Here is a 22,479-nt window from a genome sequence, read left to right as displayed (position 1 = left end):
GAAAATAGCCATGATATTCGATCAGTCCTTGCAAGCTTACGTCCATGAAGTAGATGATGTTCTTGTGGCTTGGGAAGAAAAACCAAGTGGAAATTTTGAGATGGAAGATCAGTTGCTTGCAGCTAATTACCATAAAAATAGATCTCGTATTCTTGCTTTTATACTGCCTCATTTACAAGAATTTTACGGGTATTTCACAGGTGAAGAAGCTACTGAAAAGTTGGGCAAACCCATAATCGAGCCAGAAAGACAAACCGTTACTTTCTGCGATCAAACTTTTGATGATATTCATATCTTTTCTTTTGACTATCAGGGGCAGGCATTTGAGAGTCTGGAGAATTTTGCCATTGATGGTTAAGGTCAGTTTTCAGTTTTAAAAAGAAGGAGAGAGACTGATGAGTACTGCTGATTTTGTCTTTATTGAGAGTAAAGACCCCATATTCCTAGATTTACAAGCCTTTTGTACTGCTTTGAGAGAAAAATTCCCAGGTATTTTGATCAGAGAAAGGACGAATCCTGAAAAAGCTTACTCGCTTTCTTGGGATTATCAAAGTCCTCAGCTTACTTTGGAAAGTTCACTGAGTAGCAAGAAAAATGTTTTTGTGATTGATTACTTTGATTCAACGAACAGGTTACAAGATTACGCCTCCTATATCATCTGGCTTCGGAAATGGTTTCCACCTGAAGAGAAGGTTTCCTTTTGTGATGAAGGTTATGAGTATGTGTTTGAACTTCCTAGTGATTTATCCCAAAAGGAGTTGGAAAACTACTTACGAACAAGGTTTGATGAGTGAAGAAGAAGTTCAAAAACGAATAATGATATGGAAAAGTTGAAAAGGAGAATCAGATGCTTACTAAAGATGATATGTTAGTTGCTTTACATGATGCAATTACTGAAGACCAAGAATTTGAGTTGGCAGACGAGATTGTAGATGCCATGGAGGCTTACCCTCAACCCTTTGATTTGGTTGCCCCCGTCTTAGACTTTATTTCCGAGCATCCAGAAGTGGATTTTGGTTCTCCAGGTGACTTGGTGCACTTTGTAGAGAGATTTTATCATCAAGGCTATGAGGATTTATTGATGGAGGTTGTTGGTAAAAGACCTACCCCACATAACATTTGGATGCTTCATCGATGTTTTAATGACAATGATCCAAACCTAGTCCCACAGATTCAGGCTTTGGTTGGAGAACTGAAGAAGGATAAGACCCTTGATTCACAAGTAAGAAGCATGATCGAAGACTTGAATTGGTAGAGGAAGGTGATGCAGCATCACCTTTTTATCTTTTCTTAAGGATAAAAATTTTCGATATAAATTAACACTTGTTTCCCCTTATCGATTACATTATAATAGAATGTAATTAAGACTTTTGTGTAAAAATTATATAGAGGATCCCGTTTTAGGATTCAAGAAATGAAATTTGACCATTAAGTAGTTTGAATTAATGGTTCTTTTCTAAAGGGAGAGATATATGGCAATGATAGAAGTGGAACATCTTCAGAAAAATTTTGTGAAGACAGTTAAGGAGCCGGGGTTAAAGGGAGCCTTGCGCTCCTTTATTCATCCTGAAAAGCAGACCTTTGAAGCGGTTAAGGATTTAACTTTTGAAGTTCCAAAAGGGCAGATTTTAGGATTTATCGGGGCAAATGGTGCTGGAAAGTCGACAACCATCAAAATGCTGACAGGAATTTTGAAGCCCACATCTGGCTTTTGTCGGATTAACGGCAAGATTCCGCAGGATAATCGCCAAGATTATGTCAAGGATATTGGAGTCGTTTTCGGACAACGCACCCAGTTATGGTGGGATTTGGCTCTGCAAGAGACCTACACGGTTTTGAAAGAGATCTATGATGTACCGGACTCGCTTTTCCATAAGCGCATGGACTTTTTGAATGAAGTTTTGGATTTGAAGGAATTTATCAAGGATCCTGTGCGGACTCTTTCACTAGGTCAACGGATGCGGGCGGATATTGCGGCTTCCTTGCTTCACAATCCCAAAGTTCTCTTTTTAGATGAACCGACTATTGGTTTGGATGTGTCGGTCAAGGACAACATTCGTCGGGCCATTACCCAGATTAATCAGGAGGAAGAGACAACTATTCTCTTGACTACTCATGATTTGAGTGATATTGAGCAACTCTGTGATCGGATTTTTATGATTGATAAGGGGCAAGAGATTTTTGATGGAACGGTTAGCCAGCTCAAGGAGACCTTTGGAAAGATGAAGACTCTCTCCTTTGACCTGACGCCAGGTCAAAATCATCTAGTCTCTCATTATGAGGGCTTGCCTGATATGTCCATTGATAGACAAGGAAATACTCTCAATATTGAATTCGATAGTTCCCGCTACCAGTCGGCCGATATTATCAAGCAAACCTTATCTGATTTTGAGGTCCGTGATTTGAAGATGGTAGATACGGATATTGAAGATATTATCCGTCGCTTCTATCGAAAGGAGCTCTAAGATGGTCAAATTGTGGAGACGTTATAAACCCTTTATCAATGCAGGGATTCAGGAATTGATTAGCTATCGAGTCAACTTTATTCTTTATCGGATTGGCGATGTCATGGGTGCTTTTGTAGCTTTTTATCTATGGAAGGCTGTCTTTGATTCCTCCCAGGAGCCTTTGATTCAGGGCTTCAGTATGGCGGATATCACCCTCTACATCATCATGAGTTTTGTGACTAATCTTCTGACTAGGTCGGATTCTTCCTTTATGATTGGTGATGAGGTCAAGGATGGTTCCATTATCATGCGCTTGTTGCGACCAGTGCATTTTGCGGCTTCTTACCTCTTTACGGAGCTTGGTTCCAAGTGGTTGATTTTTATCTCTGTTGGACTGCCATTTTTAAGTGTCATTGTTTTGATGAAAATCTTATCTGGGCAAGGGATTGTAGAAGTGCTGGGACTAACTACCCTTTATCTTTTTAGCTTAACGCTGGCCTATCTGATTAACTTTTTCTTTAATATCTGCTTTGGATTTTCAGCCTTTGTATTTAAAAATCTTTGGGGTTCCAACCTACTTAAGACTTCCATAGTGGCCTTTATGTCTGGGAGTTTGATTCCCTTGGCTTTCTTTCCAAAGGTCATTTCAGATATTCTGTCCTTCTTACCTTTCTCATCCTTAATTTACACTCCGGTCATGATTATTGTTGGGAAATACGATGCTAGTCAGATTCTTCAAGCACTTTTGCTTCAGCTTTTCTGGCTTATAGTGATGGTGGGCTTGTCTCAGTTGATTTGGAAACGAGTCCAGTCATTTATCACCATTCAGGGAGGTTAGTATGAAAAAATATCAACGCATGCATCTGATTTTTATCAGACAGTACATCAAGCAAATCATGGAATACAAGGTGGATTTTGTGGTTGGCGTGTTGGGAGTCTTTTTGACTCAAGGCCTGAACCTCTTGTTTCTCAATGTCATCTTTCAACACATCCCCTCGCTAGAAGGGTGGACCTTTCAAGAGATTGCCTTTATCTATGGATTTTCCTTAATTCCAAAGGGACTAGATCATCTCTTTTTTGACAATCTCTGGGCTTTAGGTCAACGACTAGTTCGAAAAGGGGAGTTTGACAAGTATCTGACTCGTCCTATCAATCCTCTCTTTCACATCCTCGTTGAGACCTTTCAGATTGATGCCTTGGGTGAACTTTTGGTCGGTGGAATTTTACTAGCGACAACGGCGACTAGCATTGCTTGGACTCTTCCAAAATTCCTGATTTTTCTAGTTTGTATTCCTTTTGCGACCTTGATTTATACTTCCTTGAAAATTGCTACAGCCAGCATCGCTTTTTGGACCAAGCAGTCAGGTGCCATGATTTACATTTTCTATATGTTTAATGATTTTGCCAAGTATCCTATTTCTATTTACAATTCGCTCCTTCGTTGGTTAATTAGCTTTATTGTACCTTTCGCCTTTACGGCCTACTATCCTGCCAGCTATTTCTTGCAGGACAAGGATGGACTCTTTAATATTGGTGGTTTGATTCTGATTTCCCTTGTTTTCTTTGTTATTTCCCTCAAACTTTGGGACAGGGGATTGGATGCCTACGAAAGTGCTGGTTCGTAAGAGGTAAAGTAAGACTAAAATCAAGAAAGGAACTTATGATGTTTGTAATTAAAGAAGTCAAGGGTGAAGATCAAAAAATGGCAGTTGTCGCTGAGATTTTAAGGGATTTGCCAGAATAGTTTGGAATACCAGAAAGCACGCAAGCCTACATTGAAGGAGCTAAGGATTTACGAGTTTGGGCTGCTTATCAAGAAAGTGATGTAGTAGGGTTTATAAGTTTATCATATTCGAGTGAAGATTGTGCTGAAATTGACTGTCTAGGCGTGAAAAAATCATTCCAAGGTCAAGGAATTGGAAGGGAATTAATTACGACTATAGAAAGAGAAGCAGTCAAACAAGTGGACTACCTACAGGTCAAAACAGTCGCAGAAGGTTCAAATAAAGATTATGACCGAACAAATGTCTTTTATCGCAGTCTTGGTTTTAAAAAATTAGAGATTTTTCCGCAACTATGGGATCCACAGAATCCATGTCAGATTCTGATTAAAAAGATCAACTAAAAGTGCTTGACATCCGCTATCAGAGTGCTATACTAAGAAGGTAGTCGCCGATTTAGCTCAGTTGGTAGAGCAACGCACTCGTAACGCGTAGGTCACAGGTTCGATCCCTGCAATCGGCATAGAAAAAAACTGCTTTGAAGGAGCGAAACGACGAATGATGGTGAATCACATATTCGTTCGGTCTCGTTCCTTTTTTTTACCGCATAGGCGCCATTTTTGACCACTTAGTCAAAAGTCCTTGTTGCCTTAGGGGCTCTCTGCTATCATAGAATCATCAGAGGAAGAAGTACTTCCGAATATTGAAAATGAGGTATATGATGATGAAAAAACTACTTGGACTTGGATTTATTTTGGCTGCTTTTGTGATTGTCACAATGGGAATGGTTGGTTTTCCAAAGCTCGATGTGAACATCTGGCCCCTATTTCCTGTTCTCTTATTTGCATTCTTTACACTTGAAAATCTCTTGAAAAAAGATTACAAGGCAAGTGTTATCTGCGCCTTGATCGCATTTATGATCGCAAATGCGATTTACGATCTCTTGCCGGTCTCAAATGGTCTAGTTATCACAGCAGGTGTGCTCGCTTGCGTGGGTCTTAGTTTTCTTTTACCGGACAAGGAAAGCAATAAATAAAGGAGGGAGGCTGGGATAAAAGTCCTAGCCTCTCAATTGTCTTTGGATTGTCGAGCAAGACGCAGTGGTTGAGTGGGCTCTACTACGCTGATTTCATCAGCTTTTACAGCCCTACTCAACTGTGCGGAGGTGGGACGACGAAATCGAATTCTAACGAATTACCGATTTCTGTCCCACTCTCTCTTTTACTTCTCAAATACGACCTCTTGATGGGGAAAACGTGCCACTTACTGAAAAGCCCTTGTTTTGTTTTCAACAGCTGTTATAATGGTACTATCAAAACGTTGGGAAAGGAGTTTTATGAAAGTTAGAATCGAATTGGATCCATCAATGGATGAGCCTGAGATCTTGATTCGAGCTCCGCGCTTGACCCCGGAGTTGACCCAGCTGCAAGAGAGAATCCTCGAACAAAAGGTTGCTCCTTTGGCCTTCTACAAGGATCGAAGTGAGTATTTTCTGGATGTGGCATCGATCCTCTTTTTTGAGACGGACGGGGAGAAGATTTTTGGACACACCAAGGACGAGGCCTATGAGGTCAAGCAGAAGCTCTATGAGTTGGAGGAGCTGCTTCCCATCGCCTTTTGTCGGATATCCAAATCCACCATTGTCAACGCCAAGCAGATCTATTCTCTAGAAAAGTCTTTTTCAGGAACCAGCACAGTCAATTTCTACCAGACCCATAAGCAGGTTCATGTATCCAGACGCTACTATCAACTCTTAAAAGAACGACTAAATGAAATGAGGTAATATCATGAGAAAAAAATTAATTGGAGTATTCTTAATCCTTTTAGCAGCCTTAATCCTCTTACAAGGCTATTTTGTAAAATGGGACATCAGCATCTGGACCTTGGCTTGGGTTACCTTGCTTGCCGTCCTGTCCCTCTCTAGTTTCTTAAAACGCCATTTTGGTTGGGGCTTCATCTATGGACTTTTAGCTCTCTTTTGTCTCAATGGGCAATACCATTTCCTTCCGGTGTCCAATTCAGTTGTCATCCTCTCCTCAATTCTCGCTGTGATTGGGCTCAACATTTTGTTTAAACCCTCTAAGAAAACAAAAGCCCGCCTAGCTTCCTATTCTGCTGGGTCCATGAGTAAGTCGGATGGCAATGACATCGATGTCACTTTTTCAACAGTGACAAAGTATCTCAATGACCAACACTTTACTCACGGAAGTGCAGATGTGAGTATGGGAGAAGCTTCGGTTTATTTTGACAATTGCCGCATCGAAGGTCCTTCTGCTCAGTTTGTTGTCGATGTTTCCCTTGGAAGTTTGAGTCTCTATGTACCAAGTGATTGGCGTGTCCATGTTCATGTGGATAATTCCCTCTCGGCGATCCAACATCAGGAAAATCCAAGTGCTCTGACAAGCAAGGATTTCTACATTACGGGCGATGTTTCCTTAGGAAATCTAGAAATTATCTATGTAGGAGGGAATTCGTTTTCTTAAGCCAGAAATGAAAAACTTTGTCCAAAAGCTTGCCAAGAGAGATTTTTTTTGGTAATATAGTACGGTATGTGGTGCTAGCACATCCGTTATATTAGATCTAATAGGAGGAAACACAGAAATGGCTAAAGTATGTTATTTCACAGGTCGTAAGACTGTATCAGGTAACAACCGTTCACACGCTATGAACCAAACAAAACGTGCCGTAAAACCAAACCTTCAAAAAGTAACTGTCCTTATCGATGGTAAACCTAAAAAAGTTTGGGCTTCAGCTCGTGCATTGAAATCTGGTAAAGTAGAACGCGTTTAATAAAGAAAAAAGGCTGGGCATAAAGTGTCCAGCCTTCGCTTTTTGATAGGAATAGTAGCATGACGCAGTGGTTGATTGGAACTACTCATGTTTGAAACATTCGTACTTCCTAATCAACTGTGCGGGGGTGGGAAAATTGAAAAGGTTTGGGGAACCTTTTCAACTTTTTTTATTTTACGGAGTTCTTTCCCACTCCCTTTTCTTTTTCTCTAGAGACAGCTGTCACAGCGGGAGAAGAATAGTCCCTACCCTTTTACAGTTGACCTCTTTTATGGTAAAATAGAATATAAAATACTTTTGAGGTAGAAATTATGACAGTAAAAATCAATACAAAGGACGGTCAAATTGAATTGACTGATGAGGTTATCGCAACTGTTGTAGGCGGTGCTGCTACTGAAATCTTCGGTGTGGTTGGAATGGCCAGCAAAAATGCGATCAAAGATAATTTCCAAGCCCTCCTAGGGAAAGAAAACTTCTCTAAAGGTGTTGTTGTCAAAACAACGGAAGCAGGAACTATCGCAGTTGATGTTTACACTGTTTTGAGCTATGGAACAAAAATTAGCGAAGTCTCAAAAAATATTCAAGAACGTGTGAAATTTAGTTTGGAAAATCAACTTGGAATCACTACGGATACTGTGAATGTCTATATTCAAAATATCAAGATTGTGGGAGAATAATCGTGGCTAATATTACTACAAGTTTATTTCAAGAAATGGTTCAAGCGGGGGCTACGCGCTTAAATAAACAAGCGGAATATGTAAACTCTTTGAACGTCTTTCCTGTACCAGACGGGGACACAGGAACCAATATGGGAATGACCATCGAAAATGGGGCCAAAGAAGTATCGGACCGTTCTGCTTCAACTGTTGGTGAAGCAGCGGGGATCTTCGCTAAAGGATTATTGATGGGGGCGCGTGGGAACTCAGGAGTCATCACTTCTCAATTGTTCCGTGGATTTTCTCAAAGTGTTAAAGACAAAGAAGAATTGGATGGAGCAGCACTTGCAGCAGCCTTCCAGTCTGGTGTAGAAGTCGCTTATAAAGCCGTTATGAAGCCGGTTGAAGGTACCATTTTGACGGTTTCTCGTGGGGCAGCCATCGGTGCCAAGAAAAAAGCAGAATCTACCAATGATGCGGTAGAAGTCATGCGTGCAGCTCTTGAAGGTGCTAAAACAGCTCTTGCGAAGACTCCAGATATGTTGCCGGTCTTGAAAGAAGTTGGTGTGGTAGACTCTGGTGGTCAAGGTTTGGTCTTCATCTATGAAGGATTCTTGTCGGCCTTGACAGGAGAATTCATCGCTTCTGAAGAGTTCCAAGCAACACCTGCAACCATGTCAGAAATGATCAATGCAGAACACCACAAGTCAGTCGCTGGTCATGTCGCAACTGAAGACATCAAGTTTGGTTACTGTACAGAAATCATGGTCGCTTTGAAACAAGGTCCAACTTATGTCAAAGACTTCGATTACGATGAATTCCGTAACTATTTGAACAACCTGGGGGATTCCCTATTGGTGGTGAATGACGATGAGATTGTCAAAGTTCACGTCCATACAGAAGATCCAGGTCTTGTCATGCAAGAAGGTCTTAAATACGGAAGCTTGGTGAAAGTGAAAGTTGACAACATGCGCAACCAACACGAAGCGCAAGTTGAAAAAGAAGAGCGTCAAGCTAAACCAGTTGAAGAAAAAGAATATGCGATCATTGCAGTCGTTGCAGGTGAAGGATTGGCTGATATCTTTAAAGCGCAAGGGGTGGATTACATCATCTCTGGTGGTCAAACCATGAACCCATCAACAGAAGACTTTGTTAAAGCTGTTGAAGAGTTGAATGCGCGCAACATCATTATCTTGCCAAACAACAAAAATATCTTGATGGCCGCTCAATCTGCAGCAGAAGTGATTGATCAACCAGCAGCAGTTGTAGAGACAAAGACCATCCCTCAAGGATTGACCAGTCTTCTTGCCTTTGATGAAAGCAAATCGATCGAAGAAAACTACGAACGCATGAGCGCTTCATTGGGCGATGTTGTGTCTGGTAGCGTGACAACAGCGGTTCGCGATACCACTATTGATGGCCTTGAAATTCATGAAAATGACAATCTTGGAATGGTCGATGGTAAGATCGTCGTTTCAAACCCAGATATGATGGAAACCTTGGAAGAAACATTCGCCCATATGTTGGACGAAGATAGTGAAATTGTGACCATCTATGTCGGTGAAGACGGCAGTGAGGAGTTGGCAAACGAATTAGCTCAAGCCCTTGCTGAGAAGTATGAGGATGTAGAAGTGGAAATCCACCAAGGTGGCCAACCAGTCTACCCATACTTGTTTAGTGTAGAATAATTGAACAGAAGGTTCCTTTCGGAACCTTTTTTTGTAGATAGAAAAAGGAGGAGATTCCCAATGAAATCAGAGTGATTTGGAGAATTTGAGACGGAAGTGAAAGCTCCTCAGAAGCTTTCGTAGTGAAGAAAAGGGGACTTTGCAAAAAGTATCAAATTCATCAGTTTTTTATTCAAAATGAAGAGCTTGAAATGAGGGGGAAATGGTTTGAAAAGTGGAGTTTTTAGACAAGAAAGACGCGATATGTTATACTGATAACAGTATGTGAAAGGAGAGTTATAAAAATGAAGAAATTTTTTGTAACCCTTGGGCTAGCCATTTTGGTATTGACTGGTTGTTCGCAATCCCAAACAAAGAAAACAACACCCGCTAGCTCATCTAGCAGTTCCTCTGTTAAAAAAGAAGTAAAAAATGTAGAAAAAATCACAACCTTAGTTGGAGATATCAAGGGAACAAAACACCGTGATATCATCAAATCAAAGGGAGATAAGGTTGAAAACCTTCGTATCGAAGTGACAGCTGATCTCCCCCAACAACTTGGAACTATCGCAGCAGAGAAGTCACCTGAAGAACTCACAGCAGCCATTCAAGCTTTGTTGGAACAAAATGAAGACTACAAGAAGTTAAAAAACGTTCCTGGTTTTAGCTTGGAATATAGTGTTACACCAGAGAAGAAATTGCTCTCAACCAGTGTGATTGACCTCAACCAAATTGATACCAAGTCTCTAGAAGAAATTTCTTACTTCAAAGATGCTGGTCTCAATGACTTGAAGAATATGAAGGCAGATGCCTTGATCAAGGCCCTGAAGTTGCATGGCATGAAAGAAGAAGGCCAGTAAGAAGAGAAAAAGTCGAGTGAAGTCACTTGGCTTTTTTTAGTGACTTTTGTCATGTCAGCCAGTGACAAAATCATCTAGTGGCCGTTATTTTCTTTTCATATAATAAAGTCAGAAAGTAAGAGGAAAGAAAAATGAAACAATGGTTATTTAAGGTGTTTACGTTAACAGTGGTTGGGATGGTCGTCTATTTGATCTTTTCAAAGGATGATAGCCTCTATTACCATTTCCCTTGGGAATTATTTGCTGGGATTGGCATCATGAGCTGGGCGGTTCAAGAAGGATTGAAAATGCTCAAGGCTGTTAATAAGGAAATGGAGCAATGAAAAAAACGGGAGTGACCTTGGTTGTTTTTGTCATCATTCCGGCTGGCCAAGCTTGGTTGAAAGGAGAGTATCATGAGTGTTATTAGAGTTGAGAACTTGAAAAAAAGCATCAAAGGAAAAGTAATTCTAGAAGATATTTCTTTTGCGGTTGAACGAGGGGATTGTTTGGCCTTGATTGGGCCTAACGGAGCAGGGAAGACGACCTTGATGAATTGCCTCTTAGGGGATAGGAAGGTGACTTCTGGAATCATTGAAGTAGAAGGGAAGGCTCCTGGTCATCCTCGATTAAAGGCTAGTGTCTCTTATCTCCCTCAAGAGAATGCCGTCGTTCAAAAGTTAACTGTTCAGGAACTGATCAACTTCTTTCGCTCCATTTATCCCAATCCCTTAACGGTCAATGAAATCGATGAGCTATTGCGTTTTAGTCTAGAACAAAAGAAACAATTGGCCAGTAAGCTATCTGGTGGGCAAAAACGTCTCCTATCCTTTGTTCTAACCTTGATTGGTCGTCCGAGTCTTTTGTTTTTGGATGAGCCAACGGCTGGAATGGATACGTCTACTCGTCAACGCTTTTGGGAGATTGTCGGGGATTTAAAGGAACAAGGCGTCACTATTGTCTATTCTTCCCATTACATTGAGGAAGTAGAGCATACAGCTGACCGGATCTTGGTCTTGCACCAGGGACGTTTGCTTCGAGATACGACTCCTCTCGCTATGAGAAGTGAAGAGGTAGAAAAATATTTTACCCTGCCTTTGCGATACCAAGCTCTAGTGGCAGGGATGGACGGAATTGGTCAAGTGACTGTCAAACCTGATGCCCTTCAAGTTGTGACAGGCGATGCCAATCGTTTGTGGAGGCAATTGCAAGAAGAAGGCTGTTCGATCCAAGAGATCGAAGTGACCAATCGAAGTTTATTGGATTCTATTTTTGAAAATACAAAGGAAGTAGGTAGAGAAGATGAAACGCATGAAAGCTCTTGGCGTGGTTGAGTGGCATTTGACCAGACGTCAAGCCATTTATTACTTGTTATCCATTGGGATGCCCACGGCTTTTTATCTCTTCTTTTCAGGGATGTACCAGGACACACCAGGGGCACCCGCTCACTTTATGAGGGATTATCTCCTCTCCATGACGGCTTTTTCCATGATGTCTACGGCTCTATTTTCCTTTCCAACAGTTCTTGAAACTGATCGACTCAATAATTGGCAAAAAGTCTTGCGCCATACTCCCGTATCTATGGTAGAATATTATCTAATAAAGGTTGTCGGTCTCTTTGTCGACTTTCTCCTATCCATTGTAGTTGTCTTTACCGTGGGTCATGTAGTGCGTCATGTGAACATGTCTACACAGGATTGGGTCTTAGCGGCCTTCCTTCTCATCCTAGGAAGCCTGGCTTTTGTAGCTATCGGTCTGGTCTTGACCTTGCTTCCTTCTAGTCAATTGATGTCGGTTGCGGGCAATCTCCTCTATATGGGACTGGCTGTCATGGGTGGACTATGGATGCCGATTAGTGTCTTTCCAGAATGGATGCAAGCTATTGGCAAATGCCTGCCAACCTATCAATTGATGGAACTGATCAAGACCTTTTTAAACAAGGGGCAGGTCAATGGCTTTGCTAGTCTCTATTTAGCTTTGTTTACCCTGGTCTTGTTTGCCCTTGTCATCGTCTATCGTCGTCATTCTGAGGTTCGTGCATGATTGAAAAACTCAAACATATTCACCATATGTTTTACGTAGCCCTAATCTTTATGGTCTTTCCCTTTGCTTCTATTATCTTAGGTCAAATTCCCTGGTGGCATTTCATTTTAGCTCTCTTTTTTATGGTGAGCTATCTAGGGATCCTCATTATTGAAAATAGGACACTGACCTGGATTTTTTGGATTTATTTGTTGGCTTACATAGGAGGAAATACCCTATTTATTGGGACAGGCTTTTGTTGGTTTTACTATTATCTAAGCAATATTTTAGTTTATCGTTTTAGAATCCACAATTTTCGCTCGCCCTTTCTTTGGACGGCCTTTGGATCACAACTGATCCTTTTGGGAGCCTTGTTATTTAATAGGGATATGAGAGAAAATGATTGGCTTTTTGTCCTGATCGTCTCTTTGTTTATCGCGATTATGACCTTTAGTATGGTTCGGATGGAGATGGTGGAAGAATTGAAAGCTGACCATGCCAAGCAAAATGCCCAGATCAATCTCTTACTAGCAGAAAACGAGCGCCATCGGATTGGTCGTGATTTGCATGATAGCCTGGGACATACCTTTGCCATGCTGAGTGTCAAGGCAGACTTAGCTGATCAATTCTTAGCATTGGGTCAGGTTGAGAAGGCGCAGGAGCAGGTCCAAGAGATTCAAACCATTAGTCAAGAGTCCATGCACCAAGTCCGAGAGATTGTAGAGAACTTGAAGCAACGAACCTTGGCAAGAGAGTTAGAAACTGTCAAGCAAATGCTGGAAGTGGCTCAGATTCAAGTGGAGATTCAGAATGAACTCGATACGGCTAGTATCTCGCCAATCTTGGAGTCTACTCTAGCCATGGTGTCTCTGGAATTAGCCACCAATATGATCAAACATGCCAAAGCGACGCAAGCCCTTCTCACTTATCGCTCCACCGAAACAGGGGTAGAAATGGTCGCAGAAGACAATGGCATCGGCTTTGATAAGGTCTCCGATAAGGATCTGCACTCGATTCGCGAACGGATTGCCCTGTTAGGGGGAGAACTGGAGATCAGTCATCAATACAAGCCGACCCGGATAGAAATACGGATCCCCTATCAAGAAAGGAAATAAGATGCGCTTATTAGTTGCAGAAGACCAAAGTATGTTGCGCGATGCCCTTTGTCAGCTCTTGCTTTTACAAGAAGATGTAGAAGAAGTCTTGCAGGCTGGAGATGGGCAAGAAGCCATTCACTTACTCGAAACCCATCCAGTTGATATTGCTATCTTAGATATTGAGATGCCCATCAAAACAGGGCTAGAAGTGTTGGAATGGGCCAAACGTCAACGACCCCAGCTCAAGGTTGTCATTGTTACCACTTTTAAGCGGCCGGGTTACTTTGAGCGTGCCCTTAAAGCTGGAGTAGATGCCTATGTCTTAAAAGAACGTCGCATTACAGATTTGATGGCGACTCTTCATGCAGTTTTAGCAGGGCAAAAAGAATATTCACCAGAATTAATGGAAGGAATCTTGACCCATCCCAATCCTCTAAGCCCTCAGGAGCAAGCGGTCCTAAAAGAAGTTGCTAAAGGGGCTTCTAACCAAGAAATTGCCGATCGCTTATTTCTTTCAAACGGAACCATCCGCAATTACATGTCGGCTATTTTGACTAAGTTGGATGCGGAAAATCGGACGGACGCAGCAAGGATTGCCCAAGAAAAGGGTTGGTTATAAGGAAGAAAAGTTTCTAGGATTTCCTAGAGACTTTTTTTGTGATAGACTTAGAAATTCTAGAGAAACTCTCATTATTCGGATTTGGATAGAAAATTCAGAAAATTTACTATTTTTCCTTGAAATATTTCCCAAAAATGGTATGATAGTAGCATGCTCATTTGAGAAACAAAGTACTGGAAAGGAGAGACATGGAGAAAATTACCTTAGAAACTGCGAAAACCGGTTCAGAACTTGTCCTTGAAACCCTGCGTGATTTGGGAATCGATACGATTTTTGGTTATCCTGGTGGAGCCGTGTTGCCTTTATACGATGCTATCTATAGCTTTGAAGGTATCAAGCATATTCTTGGACGACACGAACAAGGGTGCTTGCATGAAGCTGAAGGCTATGCCAAATCGACTGGAAAGCTGGGTGTAGCAGTTGTCACGAGTGGACCGGGGGCTACCAATGCTATTACAGGGATTGCGGATGCCATGAGCGACAGTGTTCCTTTATTGGTCTTTACTGGTCAAGTTAATCGCGCTGGAATCGGGAAAGATGCCTTCCAAGAGGCGGATATTGTGGGAATCACCATGCCGATTACCAAGTACAACTATCAAGTACGTGAGACGGCAGATCTTCCGCGGATTATCACAGAAGCTGTCCATATCGCGACAACAGGTCGTCCAGGACCTGTTGTCATTGACCTTCCAAAAGATGTCTCAGCTTTAGAGACAGATTTCATCTATGAACCAAGCGTGAATCTTCCAAGCTACCAGCCGACCATTGAGCCCAATGAGTTGCAGATTAAAAAGATTTTGAAGCAATTGAGTAAGGCTAAAAAACCAGTGCTCCTCGTTGGTGGTGGTGTCAGCTACGCTGGAGCATCAGAAGAGTTGATTGCTCTAGCTGAGCGCTATCAGATTCCAGTAGTGACTAGTCTCTTAGGTCAAGGAACGATTGCGACCAGTCATCCTCTTTTCCTAGGAATGGGAGGAATGCACGGATCCTTCGCTGCTAACATTGCTATGACAGAGACGGATTTCATGATTAGTGTTGGTTGTCGATTTGATGACCGTTTAACAGGTAATCCAAAAACTTTCGCTAAGAATGCTAAGGTTGCCCACATCGATATTGATCCTGCAGAGATTGGCAAAATCATTGCTGTTGACATTCCAGTTGTCGGCGATGCGAAGAAGGCCTTGCAGCAGTTACTAGCAGAGCCAATGGTTCATAACAATACAGAAAAATGGATCGAAAAGGTAACCCAAGATAAGAACCGGGTTCGTTCTTACGACAAGAAGGAACGGGTTGTACAGCCACAAGCTGTGATCGAGCGCATTGGAGAGTTGACCAAGGGTGACGCTATTGTCGTTACAGACGTTGGACAACACCAAATGTGGGCAGCTCAATACTATCCTTACCAAAATGAGCGCCAATTGGTGACTTCAGGTGGTCTAGGAACGATGGGATTCGGTGTTCCTGCAGCTATCGGAGCAAAAATTGCCAATCCAGATAAAGAAGTTGTTCTCTTTGTCGGAGATGGTGGTTTCCAAATGACCAACCAAGAATTGGCGATCTTAAATATTTATAAGGTTCCCATCAAGGTCGTTATGCTCAACAACCATTCACTTGGGATGGTCCGTCAATGGCAAGAAGCCTTCTATGATGGTCGGACATCAGAGTCAGTCTTTGATAGCCTTCCGGATTTCCAATTGATGGCGCAAGCCTACGGAATCAAGAATTATAAATTTGATAATCCTGAAACCCTAGAGAAGGATTTGGAAGTCATCACAGAAGATGTACCAATGTTCATCGAAGTAGACATTTCTCGGAAAGAGCATGTCTTACCGATGGTACCAGCTGGTAAGAGTAATCATGAGATGTTGGGGGTGAAGTTTAATGCGTAGAATGTTAACAGCCAAACTTCAAAACCGCTCAGGTGTTCTAAACCGCTTCACAGGAGTTCTATCGAGACGTCAAGTCAATATCGAAAGTATCTCTGTTGGCGCAACAGAAAACCCTAACGTATCGCGGATTACCATCATCATTGATGTTGCTTCGCACGATGAAGTGGAGCAAATCATCAAACAGCTCAACCGCCAGGTGGATGTGATCCGTGTTCGGGATATCACAGATAAACCACACTTGGAGCGCGAAGTGATCTTGGTGAAAGTTTCTGCACCTGCTGAGAAGCGGGCAGAGATCTTGGCCATCATCCAACCGTTCCGTGCAACCGTGGTCGACGTAGCTCCAAGCTCGATTACTGTTCAAATGACGGGAAATGCAGAAAAGAGTGAAGCCCTTATTCGGGTTATTCGTCCGTATGGGATTAAAAACATCGCCCGCACCGGTGCAACCGGATTTACTCGAGATTAATTCTCGACTGAAAATTGTTATCCTCGCCTTAAAAAGGCAAATTAAAATAGAAAAGAGATTTTACTTATGGCAGTTCAAATGGAATATGAAAAAGACGTAAAAGTAGCAGCACTTGACGGTAAAAAAATCGCCGTTATCGGTTACGGTTCACAAGGTCATGCGCATGCACAAAACTTGCGTGATACAGGTCACGATGTGATCATCGGTGTGCGCCCAGGGAAGTCATTCGATAAAGCTAAAGAAGATGGTTTTGATACTTACACAGTAGCAGAAGCAACTAAATTGGCTGATGTTATCATGATCTTGGCTCCAGACGAAATCCAACAAGAATTGTACGAAGCAGAAATTGCTCCAAACCTTGAAGCTGGTAATGCTGTTGGTTTCGCACACGGATTTAACATCCACTTCGAATTCATCAAAGTTCCTAAAGATGTTGATGTTTTCATGTGTGCTCCTAAAGGACCAGGTCACTTGGTACGTCGTACATTTGAAGAAGGTTTTGGTGTTCCTGCACTTTACGCAGTATACCAAGATGCTACTGGTAATGCGAAAGATATCGCTATGGACTGGTGTAAAGGTGTTGGTGCGGCACGCGTTGGTCTTCTTGAAACAACCTACAAAGAAGAAACGGAAGAAGATTTGTTCGGAGAACAAGCTGTACTTTGTGGTGGTTTGACTGCCCTTATCGAAGCTGGTTTTGAAGTATTGACTGAAGCCGGTTATGCTCCAGAATTGGCATACTTTGAAGTTCTTCACGAAATGAAATTGATTGTGGACTTGATCTACGAAGGTGGCTTCAAGAAAATGCGTCAATCAATCTCTAACACTGCTGAATACGGTGACTATGTATCAGGCCCACGTGTCATCACTGAGCAAGTGAAAGAAAATATGAAAGCTGTTCTTGCTGACATTCAAAATGGTAACTTCGCTAACGACTTTGTTAACGACTACAAAGCTGGACGTCCAAAATTAACTGCTTACCGTGAACAAGCTGCTAACCTTGAAATTGAAAAAGTTGGTGCTGAATTACGTAAAGCAATGCCGTTCGTTGGTCAAAACGACGATGACGCCTTCAAAATCTACAACTAATTGTCTGTAGAAGACTAAGCAAGTTGGGACACCCTGGCTTGCTTTTTTCATCAAAACACAGCAAACAGAGGTATGAAATGATAACAGCAAAAGATGTGGCTAAGGCCCATAAAATATTAAGAGGGGTCGTTGTTAATACGCCTCTTGAATACGACCACTATTTATCTGAAAAATATGGGGCAAAGATTTATTTGAAAAAAGAAAACGCTCAACGTGTTCGTTCTTTCAAGATTCGTGGAGCGTATTTTGCAATTTCTCAACTCTCAAAAGAAGAGCGTGAGCGTGGGGTAGTGTGTGCTTCTGCGGGAAACCATGCGCAAGGTGTTGCTTATACTTGTAATGAAATGAAGATTCCAGCGACCATCTTCATGCCGATTACGACACCGCAACAAAAGATCGGTCAAGTTCGATTCTTTGGTGGGGATTATGTAACGATTAAATTGGTTGGGGATACCTTTGACGCGTCAGCTAAGGCGGCACAAGAATTTACTCTTTCAGAAAAACGGACCTTTATTGACCCGTTTGATGATCCAAACGTACAGGCTGGTCAAGGAACAGTGGCCTACGAAATCCTTGAAGAAGCTCGAAAAGAATCGATTGCTTTTGATGCAGTCCTTGTTCCTGTAGGAGGTGGTGGCCTCATTTCAGGTGTTTCTACCTATATCAAAGAAACAGAGCCTAGGATTGAGGTCATTGGGGTAGAGGCCGAAGGGGCGCGCTCCATGAAGGCTGCTTTTGAAGCAGGGGGCCCAGTCAAATTACCAGAAATTGATAAATTTGCAGATGGGATTGCCGTGCAAAAAGTAGGACAATTAACCTATGAAGTAACCCGCCAGCATGTGGAAACCCTGGTTGGGGTCGATGAAGGTTTGATTTCAGAGACTTTGATTGATCTTTATTCTAAGCAAGGAATTGTTGCCGAACCAGCGGGAGCTGCTAGTGTGGCATCTTTAGAGATCTTGCGCGAATACATCAAGGGTAAAACGATCTGTTGTATTATCTCAGGTGGGAATAATGATATTAACCGCATGCCTGAAATGGAAGAACGTGCCTTGATCTACGATGGAGTGAAACACTACTTTATCGTAAACTTCCCACAACGTCCAGGAGCCCTTCGCGAGTTTGTAAATGATATCTTAGGGCCAAATGATGATATCACACGTTTTGAATACATCAAGCGCGCTAGTAAGGGAACAGGCCCTGTCTTGATTGGGGTTACTTTAGCCAATAAACATGACTATGCAGGCTTGGTCAACCGTATCGAGCGTTTTGATCCATCTTTCATTAACTTGAACGGAAATGAAACTCTCTATAATATGCTCGTCTGAGGATCATACAGAAACAATCGACCATTTAAGCAATATATTTTTAAGGAATATATTGCTTTTTTATCAATACTTGTGATATGATATGCGTAAATTAAAAGGAGGAACTTTTTATGCCTGGATTTATTATCTTTGTTTTATTCTTGCTACTGGTTGCAGGATTCATTGTGATTAGCTCACTATATGTGGTCAAGCAACAATCCGTTGCTATCATCGAGCGCTTCGGACGTTATCAAAAAATTAGCGATAGTGGCATTCATATGCGAGCGCCTTTTGGTATCGATAAAATTGCAGCACGAGTTCAATTGCGCGTCTTGCAGAGTGAGATCGTGGTTGAAACAAAAACTCAGGATAACGTATTCGTTACCATGAATGTGGCGACGCAATACCGAGTGAACGAAAGCAACGTAAAGGATGCCTACTACAAGTTGATGCGTCCAGAATCACAGATTAAATCATACATTGAAGATGCTTTGCGTTCTTCTGTTCCCAAGTTGACCTTGGATGAATTATTTGAGAAAAAAGATGAAATCGCCCTTGAAGTTCAAAAACAAGTGGCAGAAGAAATGTCAACTTATGGATATATTATTGTAAAAACCTTGATCACCAAAGTTGAGCCAGATGCCGAAGTGAAACAATCCATGAACGAGATTAATGCGGCGCAAAGAAAACGCGTGGCAGCTCAGGAATTGGCAGAAGCAGACAAGATCAAGATCGTTACTGCTGCCGAAGCTGAGGCGGAAAAAGACCGCTTGCACGGGGTCGGTATTGCTGAGCAACGGAAGGCTATTGTCGATGGATTGGCAGACTCTATTAAAGAGTTAAAAGGAGCCAATGTAGACTTGACCGAAGAGCAAATCATGTCTATTCTGTTAACCAATCAGTACTTAGATACCTTAAATAATTTTGCAGATAAGGAAGGGAATAATACGATTTTCCTACCAGCTAACCCAGATGGCGTCGAAAACATTCGTACACAAATATTATCAGCCTTGAAAGCAAAGTAAACTTTTTTTCATTTTTTAAAAAAGGTTCGTATTTTCAGCGATTTTAGTTGACAAAATGTGCAAAAAAATTTATATTAGTATTGGAAATAATAATATAGGAGAAAGATCATGGCTAAATCGAACTTTGAAAAAGTAGAATCAGTTGTTGGATGGGTACGCGATAAGAAAATTACGGGATATCGTATCAGTAAAGAAACAAATGCCCGTGAAATGTCTATCATTGCCTTGGCTCAAGGACGTGCAAAAGTGAAGAACATCTCGTTTGAAACTGCACTCGGATTGATTGATTTTTATGACAAAAATCATCAAAAATTCGAAGATTAATTTGTTGTTCCAATTAAAAACCAGAGAGGCTTCCTTTCTGGTTTTTTCTATGCCTTAAAAGAAGAGGAGGTACAAAAAACAGCTTGCTTCCATACTGGTAAGCAAACTGTTTCAAGAGATTAGTGTAAGAAGCGTTGAAGGAATTCCTTGGTCCGTTCTTCTTTGGGATTACTAAAGATTTCTTTTGGATCTCCCTGCTCAGCAATGACCCCCTTGTCCATGAAGATGACACGGCTAGAGACATCGCGGGCAAATTCCATTTCGTGGGTTACGACGATCATGGTCAAACCTTCTTTAGCGAGGTCCTGCATGATCTTCAAAACTTCCCCAACCATTTCAGGGTCCAGGGCGGAAGTTGGTTCATCAAAGAGGATGGCATCAGGATCCATGGAAAGGGCACGCGCGATAGCGACCCGTTGCTTTTGGCCTCCTGAAAGTTGTTTCGGACGGGCAGCCCAATATTGAGATCCCATACCGACTTTTTCAAGGTTTTCTTTGGCAACTTTTTCTGCGGTTTCACGATCACGCTTGAGGACGGTTGTTTGTGCAACGATCGTATTTTCCAAGACATTTAAATTTTCAAAGAGATTAAAGCTTTGGAACACCATTCCCAATTTCTCGCGGTAGTGGGTAAGATCATACTCAGGATCAAGAACATTTTGCCCACGATAGAGAATCTCTCCATCAGTAGGAGTCTCTAGAAGATTGATGGAGCGAAGAAAGGTTGATTTTCCGCTACCTGAGCTCCCGATGATGGAGATCACCTCTCCTTTTTCAACTGTGAGCGAAATATCTTTCAAAACCTCATTTTGACCATAAGATTTTTTTAAATGTTGAATTTCAAGAATTTTTTCTGACATTATTTCACCTCATTGACTTGCATTTGATTTGCACCTGTAGTATAAGTTTCAGAATCTAAGCGACGTTCGATGTAGCGAAGGATTCGTGTGATGGTAAAGGTGAGAACGAAGTAAATCACAGCAATCACCGTAAAGGTTTGGAAAGTTTGGTAATTTTGTGATGCAACGGTTTTACCAGTAAAGTATAGCTCAACCACAGAGATAACGTTCAAGACAGAGGTATCTTTAATGTTAATGACGAATTCATTCCCTGTCGCTGGCAAGATATTGCGGACAACTTGTGGAAGTACGACCTTGCGCATGGTTTGTCCATGGGTCATTCCCAGTGCAGTAGCTGCTTCAAATTGCCCCTTATCAACAGCATAAATCCCACCACGAACAATTTCACTCATGTAGGCACCTGTGTTGATAGATACGATGACGATGGCAGCGAGGGTCCGGTCGATTGAAATTCCAAATGCTTGAGCTGTTCCGTAGTAAATAACCATAGATTGTACAATCATAGGTGTCCCGCGGAAGATTTCAATATAGACGTTCAAGAACCAACCAAAGGCGGTTTGGCATCCAGCAAGGACTTTATTTTTTGCTTTTGGAGCTGTCCGGTAAACGCCAATCAACAACCCAATGATTAAACCAAAGACAGTACCTGTGATAGAGATGAGCAGGGTCATTCCAGTTCCGCGAAGGAATTGAGGACCATCGGATTTAATGATGGCAAAGACTTGTTCAAAGAACGATGGTTGTTTTTCCTTTTTGTTCTCTGTAGTCGCCAGTTGCAATTGAATCATTTGATCCATGAGCTTGGTTTGATCATCCGTCGAAAGTTTTGCGATGGTAGCATTGACTTGTGCCATGCGGTTGTCACCTTTTCGCATTCCAACAGCAGTAGAAGCATCTTCTTCTCCAACTTGGAAACCTTTTGTTAGGCGGATCATCTTAAATTTCTTGTTAGCAGCTTCAGCAGCAAGTGCTTCTGGTCGTTCAGAAACATAGCCATCGATGACACCAGCTTCTAAAGCTTGACGCATTTGGGTAAAGTCTCCCATAGCTGTTTGTTGGCTAACGCCTTTTAATTGGGGAATCAAGGTGTAGAGGTATACTCCTTGTTGAGAAGTGATCTTGGCATCCTTGAAATCGTCTAGTGTTTTAGCTTTTGCGTAGTTGCCATCCTTGTTTACGACGAGAACAGGCTCACTGTTATAGTAACTAGTTGAAAAAGCGATGGCTTTTTTACGTTCAGCAGTAGGGGTCATCCCAGCGATGATCATATCGATTTTACCAGAAGTTAGGGCTGGTAAGAGTCCATCCCATTCTGTTTTAACCACCAAAGGTTTTTTTCCTAAATCTGCTGCAATTTTTTTAGCAACTTGGACGTCATACCCATTGGCATATTGGTTGGTACCATCAATCTTAACGGCTCCATTAGAGTCATCGTTTTGTGTCCAGTTAAAGGGAGCGTAGGCCGCTTCCATTCCGATTCGTAAATAGTCATCTGCATGAGCAACCTGTGTGATGCCTAGGCAAATGAAAAGCCCTGTTAAGAGCGCGAATAATGTTTTTTTCATTTTTTCTCCTCTTCCTTATTTTAACTCTTCCTATTGTACGGTAAAATAGGTTGCATTTCAAGCATGCTCCTCTTTTTATTTAAAAAATGCTAT

The 22,479-nt window shown here is 41.8% G+C and carries 26 protein-coding genes, 1 tRNA gene and 1 pseudogene; 26 read left to right on the top strand and 2 right to left on the bottom strand.

All coding sequences use genetic code 11. The features are described from left to right. Positions 1-10 precede the first annotated feature (10 nt). The 26 genes and pseudogenes from ACVC7Q_RS05000 (at position 11) to ACVC7Q_RS04875 (ending at position 19,961) form a co-directional block, all read left to right on the top strand. A complete protein-coding gene (locus ACVC7Q_RS05000) occupies positions 11-358 on the top strand; it encodes a hypothetical protein (RefSeq protein WP_447265060.1) in 348 nt (115 codons plus the stop codon). A gap of 37 nt (positions 359-395) precedes the next feature. After that, complete coding sequence (locus ACVC7Q_RS04995) at positions 396-794, top strand: hypothetical protein (RefSeq protein ID WP_021154464.1); 399 nt, start codon at positions 396-398, stop codon at positions 792-794. A 53-nt stretch (positions 795-847) separates the two neighbouring features. Next, entirely contained in the window at positions 848-1,255 is a 408-nt protein-coding gene (locus ACVC7Q_RS04990) for a hypothetical protein (RefSeq protein ID WP_447265059.1), read from the top strand. A 217-nt stretch (positions 1,256-1,472) separates the two neighbouring features. Next, positions 1,473-2,465, top strand: a complete 993-nt coding sequence (locus ACVC7Q_RS04985; protein WP_037602142.1) for an ABC transporter ATP-binding protein — start codon at positions 1,473-1,475, stop codon at positions 2,463-2,465. A gap of 1 nt (position 2,466) precedes the next feature. Further along, positions 2,467-3,285 (top strand): ABC transporter permease, encoded by an 819-nt coding sequence (locus ACVC7Q_RS04980; RefSeq protein ID WP_003017344.1) that lies wholly within the window; start codon positions 2,467-2,469, stop codon positions 3,283-3,285. Position 3,286: 1 nt separating this feature from the next. Continuing rightward, positions 3,287-4,072 carry an ABC transporter permease gene (locus tag ACVC7Q_RS04975; RefSeq protein ID WP_003017328.1) on the top strand — a complete coding sequence of 262 codons (786 nt, stop codon included), beginning with the start codon at positions 3,287-3,289 and terminating at the stop codon, positions 4,070-4,072. A gap of 38 nt (positions 4,073-4,110) precedes the next feature. Next, positions 4,111-4,572: pseudogene (locus ACVC7Q_RS04970) on the top strand (GNAT family N-acetyltransferase). Between the two features lie 46 nt (positions 4,573-4,618). After that, positions 4,619-4,691 (top strand) — tRNA-Thr (locus tag ACVC7Q_RS04965). 201 nt (positions 4,692-4,892) lie between these two features. After that, positions 4,893-5,204, top strand: a complete 312-nt coding sequence (locus ACVC7Q_RS04960; RefSeq protein ID WP_447265213.1) for a LiaF transmembrane domain-containing protein — start codon at positions 4,893-4,895, stop codon at positions 5,202-5,204. 300 nt (positions 5,205-5,504) lie between these two features. After that, the gene (locus ACVC7Q_RS04955) at positions 5,505-5,951 is read left to right on the top strand and encodes a LytTR family DNA-binding domain-containing protein (protein WP_003004160.1); all 447 of its coding nucleotides are present in this window, start codon (positions 5,505-5,507) and stop codon (positions 5,949-5,951) included. A 4-nt stretch (positions 5,952-5,955) separates the two neighbouring features. Next, positions 5,956-6,651, top strand: coding sequence for a LiaF transmembrane domain-containing protein (locus tag ACVC7Q_RS04950; protein WP_447265058.1), 696 nt, complete (start codon positions 5,956-5,958; stop codon positions 6,649-6,651). Between the two features lie 118 nt (positions 6,652-6,769). Beyond that, positions 6,770-6,958: a 50S ribosomal protein L28 gene (gene rpmB / locus ACVC7Q_RS04945; RefSeq protein ID WP_001140948.1), complete on the top strand. Its 189-nt coding sequence runs from the start codon at positions 6,770-6,772 to the stop codon at positions 6,956-6,958. A 311-nt stretch (positions 6,959-7,269) separates the two neighbouring features. After that, the gene (locus ACVC7Q_RS04940) at positions 7,270-7,635 is read left to right on the top strand and encodes an Asp23/Gls24 family envelope stress response protein (protein WP_003004393.1); all 366 of its coding nucleotides are present in this window, start codon (positions 7,270-7,272) and stop codon (positions 7,633-7,635) included. Positions 7,636-7,637: 2 nt separating this feature from the next. Next, the gene (locus ACVC7Q_RS04935) at positions 7,638-9,302 is read left to right on the top strand and encodes a DAK2 domain-containing protein (RefSeq protein WP_003010215.1); all 1,665 of its coding nucleotides are present in this window, start codon (positions 7,638-7,640) and stop codon (positions 9,300-9,302) included. A gap of 284 nt (positions 9,303-9,586) precedes the next feature. Beyond that, a complete protein-coding gene (locus ACVC7Q_RS04930; protein ID WP_447265057.1) occupies positions 9,587-10,141 on the top strand; it encodes an SP0191 family lipoprotein in 555 nt (184 codons plus the stop codon). A gap of 131 nt (positions 10,142-10,272) precedes the next feature. Further along, complete coding sequence (locus ACVC7Q_RS04925; protein ID WP_447265056.1) at positions 10,273-10,464, top strand: hypothetical protein; 192 nt, start codon at positions 10,273-10,275, stop codon at positions 10,462-10,464. Positions 10,465-10,536: 72 nt separating this feature from the next. Continuing rightward, positions 10,537-11,454, top strand: coding sequence for an ABC transporter ATP-binding protein (locus ACVC7Q_RS04920; protein ID WP_447265055.1), 918 nt, complete (start codon positions 10,537-10,539; stop codon positions 11,452-11,454). Continuing rightward, positions 11,423-12,163 carry an ABC transporter permease gene (locus tag ACVC7Q_RS04915; RefSeq protein WP_447265054.1) on the top strand — a complete coding sequence of 247 codons (741 nt, stop codon included), beginning with the start codon at positions 11,423-11,425 and terminating at the stop codon, positions 12,161-12,163. Before ACVC7Q_RS04920 ends, ACVC7Q_RS04915 begins: the two co-directional genes overlap by 32 nt. A gap of 368 nt (positions 12,164-12,531) precedes the next feature. Next, positions 12,532-13,257, top strand: coding sequence for a sensor histidine kinase (locus ACVC7Q_RS04910; RefSeq protein ID WP_447265053.1), 726 nt, complete (start codon positions 12,532-12,534; stop codon positions 13,255-13,257). A 1-nt stretch (position 13,258) separates the two neighbouring features. Then, complete coding sequence (locus tag ACVC7Q_RS04905) at positions 13,259-13,858, top strand: response regulator transcription factor (protein WP_447265052.1); 600 nt, start codon at positions 13,259-13,261, stop codon at positions 13,856-13,858. 188 nt (positions 13,859-14,046) lie between these two features. After that, positions 14,047-15,747, top strand: coding sequence for an acetolactate synthase large subunit (locus tag ACVC7Q_RS04900; RefSeq protein WP_447265051.1), 1,701 nt, complete (start codon positions 14,047-14,049; stop codon positions 15,745-15,747). After that, on the top strand, positions 15,740-16,216 hold the full coding sequence (ilvN, locus tag ACVC7Q_RS04895; protein ID WP_003010242.1) for an acetolactate synthase small subunit: 477 nt from the start codon (positions 15,740-15,742) through the stop codon (positions 16,214-16,216). Before ACVC7Q_RS04900 ends, ilvN begins: the two co-directional genes overlap by 8 nt. 66 nt (positions 16,217-16,282) lie before the next feature. Continuing rightward, complete coding sequence (gene ilvC / locus ACVC7Q_RS04890) at positions 16,283-17,305, top strand: ketol-acid reductoisomerase (RefSeq protein WP_049515823.1); 1,023 nt, start codon at positions 16,283-16,285, stop codon at positions 17,303-17,305. A 77-nt stretch (positions 17,306-17,382) separates the two neighbouring features. After that, the gene (gene ilvA, locus ACVC7Q_RS04885; RefSeq protein ID WP_447265050.1) at positions 17,383-18,633 is read left to right on the top strand and encodes a threonine ammonia-lyase IlvA; all 1,251 of its coding nucleotides are present in this window, start codon (positions 17,383-17,385) and stop codon (positions 18,631-18,633) included. 110 nt (positions 18,634-18,743) lie between these two features. Then, entirely contained in the window at positions 18,744-19,637 is an 894-nt protein-coding gene (locus tag ACVC7Q_RS04880) for an SPFH domain-containing protein (protein WP_049475093.1), read from the top strand. Positions 19,638-19,745: 108 nt separating this feature from the next. After that, positions 19,746-19,961, top strand: a complete 216-nt coding sequence (locus ACVC7Q_RS04875; RefSeq protein WP_003004771.1) for a capsule biosynthesis transcriptional regulator — start codon at positions 19,746-19,748, stop codon at positions 19,959-19,961. Between the two features lie 119 nt (positions 19,962-20,080). Here the strand turns inward: ACVC7Q_RS04875 and ACVC7Q_RS04870 are convergent, their stop codons facing one another. Together ACVC7Q_RS04870 and ACVC7Q_RS04865 are read right to left on the bottom strand one after the other, a co-directional pair. Then, positions 20,081-20,821 carry an amino acid ABC transporter ATP-binding protein gene (locus tag ACVC7Q_RS04870; RefSeq protein WP_049483536.1) on the bottom strand — a complete coding sequence of 247 codons (741 nt, stop codon included), beginning with the start codon at positions 20,819-20,821 and terminating at the stop codon, positions 20,081-20,083. Continuing rightward, complete coding sequence (locus tag ACVC7Q_RS04865; RefSeq protein ID WP_447265049.1) at positions 20,821-22,386, bottom strand: ABC transporter substrate-binding protein/permease; 1,566 nt, start codon at positions 22,384-22,386, stop codon at positions 20,821-20,823. The genes ACVC7Q_RS04870 and ACVC7Q_RS04865 overlap by 1 nt, the downstream gene beginning before the upstream one ends. Positions 22,387-22,479 lie beyond the last annotated feature (93 nt).

It is taken from the genome of Streptococcus sp. W151, assembly GCF_053010205.1.
Note: the sequence above shows the minus strand (reverse complement) of the source record. Positions and strands in the feature narration are given on the sequence as shown.

What these genes read in the sequence shown, in the direction of transcription:
- ACVC7Q_RS04865 (WP_447265049.1), bottom strand. Translation starts at nt 22,386, where the DNA reads ATGAAAAAAACATTATTCGCGCTCTTAACAGGGCTTTTCATTTGCCTA.
- ACVC7Q_RS04905 (WP_447265052.1), top strand. Translation starts at nt 13,259, where the DNA reads ATGCGCTTATTAGTTGCAGAAGACCAAAGTATGTTGCGCGATGCCCTT.
- ACVC7Q_RS04910 (WP_447265053.1), top strand. Translation starts at nt 12,532, where the DNA reads ATGAGAGAAAATGATTGGCTTTTTGTCCTGATCGTCTCTTTGTTTATC.
- ACVC7Q_RS04875 (WP_003004771.1), top strand. Translation starts at nt 19,746, where the DNA reads ATGGCTAAATCGAACTTTGAAAAAGTAGAATCAGTTGTTGGATGGGTA.
- ACVC7Q_RS04900 (WP_447265051.1), top strand. Translation starts at nt 14,047, where the DNA reads ATGGAGAAAATTACCTTAGAAACTGCGAAAACCGGTTCAGAACTTGTC.
- ACVC7Q_RS04955 (WP_003004160.1), top strand. Translation starts at nt 5,505, where the DNA reads ATGAAAGTTAGAATCGAATTGGATCCATCAATGGATGAGCCTGAGATC.
- ACVC7Q_RS04960 (WP_447265213.1), top strand. Translation starts at nt 4,893, where the DNA reads ATGAAAAAACTACTTGGACTTGGATTTATTTTGGCTGCTTTTGTGATT.
- rpmB (WP_001140948.1), top strand. Translation starts at nt 6,770, where the DNA reads ATGGCTAAAGTATGTTATTTCACAGGTCGTAAGACTGTATCAGGTAAC.
- ilvC (WP_049515823.1), top strand. Translation starts at nt 16,283, where the DNA reads ATGGCAGTTCAAATGGAATATGAAAAAGACGTAAAAGTAGCAGCACTT.
- ACVC7Q_RS04930 (WP_447265057.1), top strand. Translation starts at nt 9,587, where the DNA reads ATGAAGAAATTTTTTGTAACCCTTGGGCTAGCCATTTTGGTATTGACT.
- ACVC7Q_RS04940 (WP_003004393.1), top strand. Translation starts at nt 7,270, where the DNA reads ATGACAGTAAAAATCAATACAAAGGACGGTCAAATTGAATTGACTGAT.
- ACVC7Q_RS04975 (WP_003017328.1), top strand. Translation starts at nt 3,287, where the DNA reads ATGAAAAAATATCAACGCATGCATCTGATTTTTATCAGACAGTACATC.
- ACVC7Q_RS05000 (WP_447265060.1), top strand. Translation starts at nt 11, where the DNA reads ATGATATTCGATCAGTCCTTGCAAGCTTACGTCCATGAAGTAGATGAT.
- ACVC7Q_RS04880 (WP_049475093.1), top strand. Translation starts at nt 18,744, where the DNA reads ATGCCTGGATTTATTATCTTTGTTTTATTCTTGCTACTGGTTGCAGGA.
- ACVC7Q_RS04870 (WP_049483536.1), bottom strand. Translation starts at nt 20,821, where the DNA reads ATGTCAGAAAAAATTCTTGAAATTCAACATTTAAAAAAATCTTATGGT.
- ACVC7Q_RS04920 (WP_447265055.1), top strand. Translation starts at nt 10,537, where the DNA reads ATGAGTGTTATTAGAGTTGAGAACTTGAAAAAAAGCATCAAAGGAAAA.
- ACVC7Q_RS04995 (WP_021154464.1), top strand. Translation starts at nt 396, where the DNA reads ATGAGTACTGCTGATTTTGTCTTTATTGAGAGTAAAGACCCCATATTC.
- ACVC7Q_RS04980 (WP_003017344.1), top strand. Translation starts at nt 2,467, where the DNA reads ATGGTCAAATTGTGGAGACGTTATAAACCCTTTATCAATGCAGGGATT.
- ACVC7Q_RS04915 (WP_447265054.1), top strand. Translation starts at nt 11,423, where the DNA reads ATGAAACGCATGAAAGCTCTTGGCGTGGTTGAGTGGCATTTGACCAGA.
- ilvN (WP_003010242.1), top strand. Translation starts at nt 15,740, where the DNA reads ATGCGTAGAATGTTAACAGCCAAACTTCAAAACCGCTCAGGTGTTCTA.
- ACVC7Q_RS04985 (WP_037602142.1), top strand. Translation starts at nt 1,473, where the DNA reads ATGGCAATGATAGAAGTGGAACATCTTCAGAAAAATTTTGTGAAGACA.
- ACVC7Q_RS04990 (WP_447265059.1), top strand. Translation starts at nt 848, where the DNA reads ATGCTTACTAAAGATGATATGTTAGTTGCTTTACATGATGCAATTACT.
- ACVC7Q_RS04925 (WP_447265056.1), top strand. Translation starts at nt 10,273, where the DNA reads ATGAAACAATGGTTATTTAAGGTGTTTACGTTAACAGTGGTTGGGATG.
- ACVC7Q_RS04950 (WP_447265058.1), top strand. Translation starts at nt 5,956, where the DNA reads ATGAGAAAAAAATTAATTGGAGTATTCTTAATCCTTTTAGCAGCCTTA.
- ilvA (WP_447265050.1), top strand. Translation starts at nt 17,383, where the DNA reads ATGATAACAGCAAAAGATGTGGCTAAGGCCCATAAAATATTAAGAGGG.